Below are 8710 nucleotides of genomic sequence, written 5' to 3' on the forward strand. Positions count from 1 at the left end.
GATTTCTTGATGGTACCGAGCCGAGGCGGTGAAGACAAGGATCGATGGCACCGAGTGCCAGCAGTTCTAGTCCCAGTGCTCGGCGAGGGCGTCGGCGATCGCCGAACGCGAGGTGCCTCGGGGAAAGACAGCAACGACGACCTGCTCGGATCCGGTGTCGAATCCGGCGCGGACTTTGCCCAGTGCCTCCTCGAGGTCGCTCGCGCTGGTCGGGACGCCGTCCCGAATCATCCGTCGCAGAATGTAGTTGTGCGTCGCCGTGACCGAGGCCGAGAACTGCAGAATCTCCAGGTGGGAGTGGTTGGGAAGTGCCTGACGGAGATAGTCGACGAACAATCGGTCGTACCGAAAGACCGTGACTATCTCGCGGTCGCGTAGCGCCGGGTTCTCGTGCACGACCTGATACCGCAGTCGAGACTGTTCCTTCCAACCGGAGAAGCGTTCGAATACCAGCTGGGCTGCTTCGCAGACGGCGATCCAGGGATCCTTGTGCGGTCGTTCCAGGAACGACGCGGTCTGCTCGAGCAGGATTTCGTGGTCGGCGAAGATGACGTCGTCCTTGCCGCGAAACTGCCGGAAGAAGGTCCTGCGCGAAATTCCCGACGCTTCGGCGATGTCGTCGACCGAGGTGGCGTCGTACCCGTTCACTGCGAACAGGTCGAGGGCTGCTTTCGCCACGGACAGGCGAAAGGCGTCGGAGTCCTCGGAGTCACGCATAGTGCATGAACGTAGTCCATGGTGTGGCCGGACCCGAGGCGTAGCGAGATTCGAGTCCGGGCGCGATCCGATTCGACCGAGCCGAAGTTCCGAACGAGTGGTGCGGACGACTGTAGGGTCGTGAAAGAAATACCCTCACCGTGAAGGATGGAAGTCTTGGCTCTCGTTGCAGGAATCGACTCGTCCACTCAGTCGTGCAAAGTCTTTGTCCGAGACGCTGATTCGGGTGAGGTCGTGCGGCGCGGACGGGCGCGTCATCCCGACGGTACCGAGATCGGTCCAGCAGTGTGGAAGGCCGCGCTCGACACCGCCATCGACGAAGCAGGTGGTCTCGACGACGTCGACGCGGTGGCCGTCGGCGCGCAGCAGCACGGGATGATCTGTCTCGACGAGTCCGGCGAGGTCGTTCGGCCGGCGTTGCTGTGGAACGACACGCGATCGGCGTCGTCCGGAGCCGACCTTGTCCAGGAGCTGGGGGGAGGCCAAGCGTGGGCGGACGCAGTGGGCGTCGTCCCGGTTGCGGCGATCACCGTCGCCAAGCTCCGGTGGCTCGCGGACCACGAACCCGAGAACGCTGACCGCACCGCGGCGGTCTGTCTCCCGCACGACTGGCTCAGTTGGCAACTCGGCGGCGCGGTCTGTCTCGACTCGTTGGCCACCGACCGTGGTGACGCCAGCGGGACCGGCTACTACTCCGCCGGGACCGATGCGTACCGCGAGGATCTGCTGGAACTGGGCATGCGTGGCCGAAAGCCACACTTGCCGCGCGTCGCGGGGCCGTACGACCGGATCGGCGAGACGGCGTCCGGAGCTGTGATCGGACCGGGAACCGGTGACAACGCCGCAGCGGCACTCGGTTTGGCCGCGAAGGTCGGCGATGTCGTGGTCTCGATCGGCACGTCCGGAGTCGTCTCGGCCGTCACCGATGTCGCTGCGGCCGACCCGTCGGGAATCATTGCAGGGTTCGCCGACGCAACAGGTCGACAACTTCCATTGGTGTGCACGTTGAATGCTGCGCGTGTTCTCGACGCGACGGCGTCGTTGTTGGGCGTCGATCACGACGGACTATCCCGGCTAGCGTTGTCGACTCCGAGCGAAGGTCTCGTGCTGATTCCGTACTTCGAAGGCGAACGGACCCCGAATCGACCTAACGCCTCCGGCGCAATTCACGGTCTACGCCTTGGCAATTCGACTCCCGGTCATCTGGCGCGCGCCGCGCTGGAGGGCCTGCTGTGCGGCTTGGCCGACGGCATCGACGCGCTCCGGGCCGCAGGAGTCGACACGCGCAGGGTCCTGCTCATCGGAGGCGGCGCCAAGTCGGCAGCGCTGTGCGAACTTGCCCCGGCGATCCTCGGTGTACCCGTCGTCGTCCCCGAGCCGGGTGAGTACGTCGCCGACGGCGCAGCGCGCCAAGCGGCTTGGGCGCTCGCGGGAACCCCTGAGCCGCCGCAGTGGGCGTCGGCGCGTGCCCGCACTTTCGAAGCCGACCCGAAGCCGGAAATCCGTGAGCGGTACGCGGAGGTCCGGGATCTGACCGAAGGCGTCTGACTGGCGTTTCGGAGCGCTTTTCAGCGTATGAAGGCGCAGAACTCGTTGCTGCTCGGCGTCGAACATGGTTGCCCACCACTCCGCCAACATCTGTGGATCGGCGGCATCGACGACTACTTCGTAGAGGCGGTAGCCAGGGACGGCGGCTCGCGTGAACACGCACAATTCGCCGCCGTCGGGGTTCGGCCATGATCCGCCACGGGTAGTCGCCGGCGCCGGATAGTGGAGACGTGCCTTCGAGCGATTCGGGGTCTGATGCGTGAACATCCAAGTGCACGCGGTTCTTTGCGGTCTTCGGCTCGGGCACCTTGTTGATCCACACTGTGTGCTGTCGTGTGGCACCGTCGAGTCGAGTGATCGTCGGAGTCCTTGATCGTCATGCCCAGTGAGGGCGACCAGAATTGCGCTACCGCAACGAGGTCGGATGCGTCGATGCAGAGATCCTTGAAAGTTGCGAGTGCCATCCGCTGAGCCGACGGAACTCGTTCGAATCGAACATATGTTCGACAAACGATGATTTTCGGGGTATTCTTGGAGCATGCTTTCGGGGGAGGGTGTCGCCGGTTTGGCTGACGATCTAGGGGTCGCCAGTGCACGTGGTGGGCTCGCGATTTCCGACCCGACCTTGTGCGAGGCGGTCGAAGCGATGGAAACTGCGTGGAATCGTGTTGCAGCTGTTGATTCGAGCCTGCTGGTCGACGCCGATCGGCGCGCGGTGATGGTGCGGATGGAGACACTGTCGCAGGCGATGTACGGCACTTCGCATACGTGGTTGACCGAGCTGGTCGAGAACGATGGGTTGGCGGTGTTGCCGGAGAGGACGAACCCGTCGCGGCTGGGGTGTTTGTTGCGCGTCGATCCGTTGGTGGCGGGTAAGCGCATCAAGATCGCTGCGAAGCTATCTCGGCGTCGGGCGATGACCGGGGAGAAGCTCGATCCGGAGTATCCGACGACTGCGGATGGGCATCGTGGCGGCGAGATCGATGCTGCGCATGTGAAGGTCATCGACAAGTTCTTCGAGAACTTACCTTCGGCGGTCGATCACGAGTCGAAAGTCCAGTCCGAAATCCTGCTCGGCAATCTCGCGAAAGAGGTGACACCGGAGCAGCTTCGCGTTGCTGCAGCACGTCTGCATGCGCTGTTGGATCCGGACGGGACGCTCGATGAGAAGGATCCGTCGAGCAAGTGCTACTTCCGTCTCGGGCCTCAGGACTCCGATGGCCTGAGTAAGGGCAGCTTTGTGATCGATGCGGAGTGCCGGGCGTATCTCGAGCCGCTTCTGGCGAAACTCGCCAAGCCCGGCAACTGCAATCCCGACGAGCCGAAGCCGGTGGTCGATGAGCCAGAAGACAGCGACAAGCGCGACGGTAGCGACAAACCCGGTGGCCGTGACGAGCCTGGGCCGGGGGATGAAACAGACAGCGACCCAACTTTGTTCGACGGTCCGGGCAGTGGGTCTGGCGGTGGTGGGTCTGGTGGCCCTGGGTCTGGCGGTGGTGGGTCCGACAGCACCCCCGGTGACCACGACCCCCGGGATACCTCGACTGCCGAGGGCGACGAGCGTCGAGCGGGGCGGGATGGTCGTAGTCAGGGGCGGCGGAATCATGATGCGTTCAAGGTGATTCTGCGGCAGATGCTTGCCTCCGGCTCGGTCGGGCGGCATCGTGGTCTGCCGGTGACGGCGATCATCACGATGACGGCGAAGGAGCTGGAGACCGCGTCGGGGCATGCGGTGACCGGTACCGGGTCTCTGGTGACGATTCGGGATGCGATTCGTATGGCCTCGCATGCTCATCATTATTTGGCGATCTTCGACGACGACGGACGGGCCCTGTATTTGGGTCGATCCAAACGTATTGCCTCTGCTGATCAGCGGATTGTGCTGATTGCTCGCGATCGCGGGTGTAGCTTTCCGGGCTGCACTCGGCCTGCAGTGTGGTGTCAGGCCCATCACGTGACCGATTGGGTGGATGGCGGAGATACCGATGTCGATTCTCTGACGTTCGGATGCGATCTGCATCATCCGCTCGTCGGCGACGGGCCGAACGATTGGGCGACGACCACTACGGGTCCTGATCATCCGCAGCCGGGCCGCGCTCAGTGGCATCCACCCGAGGCGGTCGACCCCGATCGCAAAGGGCTCGTAAATCATTATCACCATCCGCAGGAATATCTGTACGAGGAACCCGAGGACCCCGAACCGTAGGTAGCCGAACTGTGGGGGGCAGTCGTGCGACAGCCGCGAGTCGCCCGGCCATTGCGGAATCAGGCGTCATCACTTTAGATGTGATGACGCGCGTCATCGGTTGCCGCGCGGTGGCGGGAGGGACGCAGGATGCACGTACATTCCGTAGTGATCATCGGGAGCGGCTTCGGTGGTCAATGCGCGGCGAAGGCGCTGCTCGACCGGGGTATCGACGATCTCGTCATCCTCGAGAGACGATCGTTTCTCGGCGGGACGTGGCGACAGAATCGGTATCCGGGTGCAGCGGTGGACGTGCAGAGCCCGCTGTACTCGATAGCGTCCGAGCCGTTCGAGTGGACGCGGATGTTCGCCGAGCGCGATGAGCTCGAGCGCTACACCGACCACGTACTGGAGTCGAACGGGCTGCCCGCTCGAACGCATTCCGACACGGATGTTCAGAGAATCGAGTGGTCCGGAGACCATTGGAAGATCACGACATCGCGCGGTGACTACGCGGCGAAATTCGTGGTGAACGCATCCGGCCCCCTCAGTACCCCCGTCATTCCGCCGTTTCCTGGCCGTGAGCGATACCAGGGCACTCAGTTCCACACCAACGACTGGGACACGGACTTCGACCATGCCGGACAGCGCGTCGCGATCGTCGGTAGTGGGGCCAGCGCCGCGCAGGTGATTCCTGCGATCGCGCCCGACGTGGAACACCTGCATGTTTTTCAACGCACACCCCACTGGGTGATGCCGCGCAACGACCGCGAATTCACTCCGCTGCAGCGAAGACTGCTTCGCGTGGAACCCATCCGCAAGCTCGTGCGCTCTGCGATCTACTGGACTCTCGAGACTCGAATCATCGGTTTCAAATATTCGCGACGTGCCCTGAAGGCAGTCGCCCAGCGTGCTGCAGTGAAACACTTGGCAACTCAGGTGCCGGACGTGGACCTGAGAGCGAAGCTCACTCCCGACTACCTCATCGGTTGCAAGCGAGTGATTCTGTCGGACACGCTGTACCCGTCGCTCGGCGCATCGAACGTCACCCTGCACGACAAGAACGACGGCATTGCCGAGATCACCGAAACAGGGCTTGTCACCACCTCCGGCGAACACGTCGACATCGACCTCCTCGTGTGGTCCACCGGATACGACGCCACCGACGGTGTCATCTCGTACCCGGTGATCGGACGCGATGGCCGCGCATTGTCGGACGTCTGGAACCCCTACCCGCGGGCCTATCTGGGCACGACCGTTCCGGGATTCCCCAACCTGTTCATCGTGACCGGCCCGAACACCGGAATCGGGCACACATCAGCGATCTTTCTCATCGAGGCGCAGATGGAGTACATCGTGCGTGCCGTCGACGCGGTGCGGACGGCCGGCGCTGTCGCCGTCGAAGTCACATCCGCTGCGGAGCAGGACTACACCGACAGAATTCACCGCGACATGGAGGGCACGGTGTGGAAGGACGGCGGCTGCCACAGCTGGTATCAGTCGCGGTCCGGGCACGTGGTGGCGATGTTCCCGGGATTCAGCTTCACGTTTCGGCGTTGGGCCAAAAGGTTTCGACCGGAGGCGCACCACATTCACATGGCACCCACCGGGGTCGCAGCGAAGAACGAGGTATCGGCATGAAAGATCATTCCGGACAGGTCGTTCTGATCACCGGTGCGGCCGGAGGTATCGGCGCGGCAGTGGCCGAGGCGCTGTATCGCCGCGGGGCCTCTCTCGTGCTGGTCGATGTTGTGTCATCCGACCTCGACGGGGTCGCAGCAGCACTGGGGAAAGACCGCGTGGTATTCGCCTACGCGGACGTAACGCAGCGCGAGCAGTTGGACGCAGCAGTTGCAACTGCACTGGCGACCTTCGGTCGTCTCGATGTGGTGTTGGCGAATGCCGGGATCTCCAGTGGCGCAAAGGCGTCGACCATTCGTTCGGCGGAGGATGGGATATTCGAGAAAGTCATCGCCGTCAACCTCGTCGGGGTGTGGAATACGGTGCGAGCCGTACTGCCGCATGTCGTCGAATGCGGTGGGTACATCCTGCTGACGTCGTCGACGTACGCGTATCTCAACGGTCTCGCCAACGCGCCGTACGCAGCCTCGAAGGCCGCTGTCGAGCAGCTCGGTCGAGCGCTGCGGACCGAATTGGCGGGCACCGATGCCACAGCCGGGGTGCTCTATCCAGGATGGGTGTCGACGCCGATCGCCGACGTCGCGTTCGGCGGAGACGACATCGCGACAGCGCTTGTCGCCAAGGCGTTCCCGACGCCTCTGCGGCGTCCGATCTCGACGAAAAAGCTCGCGCGCGGAGTAGTGCGGGGGATCGAGCGTCGAGCACCGCGGATTCAGGTACCCGGACGGTGGATACCCATTTCCCTTCTCCGGGGCATCGTCAACCCCGTCTCCGATGCAATGCTCGGCCGGAACGCCGACATCATCCGTCTCACGACAGAGCTCGACGGTCGAAGGAAGTGACCACGGACTCCGAGGCGCCCGGACGGGCGTATCGCGGCGAGAGCGCCGAGGATCGCGACGAGCGGCGTCGCAGGCAACTGCTCGATGCCGGGTTGCGTGTGTTCGGCAGTGTCGGCTATCGGCCGGCAACGGTCCGCGGTCTGTGTCGCGAAGCCAAGGTCGCCGATCGACACTTCTATCAGCATTTCGACGGAACCGAGGATCTACTGCTCGCCGTCTACGGCGAGTGCATCGCGCGCCTGACGGAGTCGATTGCCCACGCGCTCGCGGACGTCGACTCCGGCAGCGATATCGGGACAGTGGTCGGACGAGGTCTCGACGCATTGTTCGAGCGCGTCGAGGACCCGCACCTCGCGAGAGTGGTCTGGATCGAGGTGCTCGGGGTCAGTCCTCGCGTCGAGCGGACGTACCTCACTGCGATGCAGCGATTCGGTGCACTGATGCTCGACTATCTGCGAGCCTTCGACCCCGATGTTGCATCCGGCCTCGACGTCGACCTCGATCTCCTTGCCGCCGCGGCGGTCGGCGGAATCAGCCACACCGCGATGACGTGGTTGGCGAGCGAGTATGCGGCCGAACGCCGCATCGTCGTTGCGACCACTGCGGCTTTCCTGAATAGCATCGTCGTACCGCTGACCGGCCACTCGCAACCCGGCTGACGTCTTACGGAGTCAGCGGCACTGCCCATTTCAAGAATGCCAACTGCTCTTCGACGACGATCGGGAAGAGTGGCTGGGTATACGGGTCGAAGTGGCCGCCCTTGTGGATGTGCACGGTGATGTCGGGAATCTTCTGTGCTGTCTTCAAGGACACCGATGCCGGGGTGACCGCGTCGTCGGACATGATCTGAATCAGTGTTGGGCACTGGATCTTCGACGCCGTTCGGCCGGGGTTGTAGAGCCCGACGCGCAGAAGTATGCGGGCAGCGACAGTTTCGGGGTAGTCGCCGTTCTGAAGGCTGGATTCGGCGAGAAGTCGGTCGCGTCCGGGCATGGCATCAGGAGAGGTCATGACTGCGACATCTCCTGGACGGCCGACGGATTCGACGTAGCGCGGCGACTTCTTCAGGAGCGCCCGCGCTTGGTCGATCACTGCCGAGGGAAGCAGGCGCAGCGTGCGTCGCAGTCCTGTCACTCGGACGGCAGCGAGTCCGTTCACATGCGGAATCTGAGCGATGACAGCGGCGAATTGCTCGCCCGCGCCGGCTCTGGTGAGGACGTGTCCGCCGGCGAACGAGGTGCCCCAGCCGACGATGCGTTCGGAGTCGACGCCGTCGACGGTTCTGGCGTAGGCAACTGCGTTGCGCCAGTCCTCGAGTTGCTTCTTGATGTCGAGCAGCTGTCGTGGTTGCCCGTCGCTGTCCCCGAAGTGGCGGTAGTCGAATACGAGTACCGTGTAGCCGGCCCGGACGAAGACCTCCGCGTATGCAGAGAGACGAATCGCACGAGGGGTGGCAAATCCGTGGGCCATGACGACCGCCGGTGTGTCGGTGGTGGCACCGACCGGGCGGTACACCGCGATCGCGCAGCGAACACCGTCCGATTGGAACCATTCGTCACTGCGGGTGTACTGGCTACGGTCGTCGGAGTTCACGAACTTGCCCTTCGGTCGCATTCTTGATCGAAATTCAAGAAGAGACTAACAGCATCTTGAACGACGATCTAGATAGAGTGTGGGGATGCCGCGCAACCGCCGACCCGTCGACAGAGCCGAGAAGCGGTCCGAGATAGTCGAGGCAGCGACAACGTTGTTCACCGGCGACGGCTACGAGCACACG

At 63.5% G+C, this 8710-nt stretch carries 8 protein-coding genes; 6 read left to right on the forward strand and 2 right to left on the reverse strand.

All coding sequences use genetic code 11. The annotated features are described in order from the left end of the window. Positions 1-66: 66 nt before the first annotated feature. Positions 67-717 (reverse strand): TetR family transcriptional regulator, encoded by a 651-nt coding sequence (locus tag A2J03_RS07610; protein WP_068371625.1) that lies wholly within the window; start codon positions 715-717, stop codon positions 67-69. A 156-nt stretch (positions 718-873) separates the two neighbouring features. Here A2J03_RS07610 and A2J03_RS07615 point away from each other — a divergent pair, with 156 nt between their 5' ends. The 6 genes from A2J03_RS07615 to A2J03_RS07635 all read left to right on the forward strand — a co-directional run bounded on the left by A2J03_RS07615 (position 874) and on the right by A2J03_RS07635 (position 7592). Beyond that, on the forward strand, positions 874-2265 hold the full coding sequence (locus A2J03_RS07615; RefSeq protein ID WP_068371641.1) for a xylulokinase: 1392 nt from the start codon (positions 874-876) through the stop codon (positions 2263-2265). Positions 2266-2292: 27 nt separating this feature from the next. Further along, positions 2293-2457 carry a hypothetical protein gene (locus tag A2J03_RS30415; protein ID WP_156520259.1) on the forward strand — a complete coding sequence of 55 codons (165 nt, stop codon included), beginning with the start codon at positions 2293-2295 and terminating at the stop codon, positions 2455-2457. 346 nt (positions 2458-2803) lie between these two features. Continuing rightward, the gene (locus A2J03_RS07620) at positions 2804-4471 is read left to right on the forward strand and encodes an HNH endonuclease signature motif containing protein (protein ID WP_068371628.1); all 1668 of its coding nucleotides are present in this window, start codon (positions 2804-2806) and stop codon (positions 4469-4471) included. A gap of 129 nt (positions 4472-4600) precedes the next feature. Next, a complete protein-coding gene (locus tag A2J03_RS07625; RefSeq protein WP_068371631.1) occupies positions 4601-6091 on the forward strand; it encodes a flavin-containing monooxygenase in 1491 nt (496 codons plus the stop codon). Beyond that, positions 6088-6933 carry an SDR family NAD(P)-dependent oxidoreductase gene (locus A2J03_RS07630; RefSeq protein WP_068371634.1) on the forward strand — a complete coding sequence of 282 codons (846 nt, stop codon included), beginning with the start codon at positions 6088-6090 and terminating at the stop codon, positions 6931-6933. Before A2J03_RS07625 ends, A2J03_RS07630 begins: the two co-directional genes overlap by 4 nt. Beyond that, entirely contained in the window at positions 6930-7592 is a 663-nt protein-coding gene (locus tag A2J03_RS07635; RefSeq protein WP_068371637.1) for a TetR/AcrR family transcriptional regulator, read from the forward strand. The genes A2J03_RS07630 and A2J03_RS07635 overlap by 4 nt, the downstream gene beginning before the upstream one ends. 4 nt (positions 7593-7596) lie before the next feature. Here A2J03_RS07635 and A2J03_RS07640 read toward each other — a convergent pair whose 3' ends face one another. After that, entirely contained in the window at positions 7597-8526 is a 930-nt protein-coding gene (locus A2J03_RS07640) for an alpha/beta hydrolase (protein ID WP_082897669.1), read from the reverse strand. Between the last annotated feature and the right edge of the window lie 184 nt (positions 8527-8710).

Source organism: Rhodococcus sp. EPR-157 (genome assembly GCF_001647195.1).
In the GTDB taxonomy this organism is placed as follows: Bacteria; Actinomycetota; Actinomycetes; order Mycobacteriales; family Mycobacteriaceae; genus Rhodococcoides.